At 33.0% G+C, this 267-nt stretch carries 1 protein-coding gene; it reads left to right on the top strand.

Annotated features, from left to right (window positions below):
- The coding region (locus SB659_RS19660) for a TonB-dependent receptor domain-containing protein (RefSeq protein ID WP_410551625.1) at positions 1–267 on the top strand (267 nt) is incomplete at both ends.

The following is a 267-nucleotide window of genomic DNA, read 5'->3' as shown; positions in this document are numbered from 1 at the left end:
CCTGGGAAACAACAACAGACACCAATATTGGTTTAGACCTTTCTGTTTTGAATAACCGAATTAGGTTTACAGCAGATGCTTACAGAAGAAAAACTACAGACTTGATTTTCCCTTATGTAATGGGAGAATTGGTAGCGCCAATATATAGAAATGCCGGAACCTTAGAAAATAAGGGATTGGAATTTTCGTTAAATACCGTGAATATTAAAAATGAAAACTTTACATGGAATACTTCATTTAATATCTCATTTGCTAAAAATAAGGTAG

The sequence above is a fragment of the Arthrobacter sp. SIMBA_036 genome, from assembly GCF_046535135.1.
Classification (GTDB): Bacteria; Actinomycetota; Actinomycetes; order Actinomycetales; family Micrococcaceae; genus Arthrobacter.
Note: the sequence above shows the minus strand (reverse complement) of the source record. Positions and strands in the feature narration are given on the sequence as shown.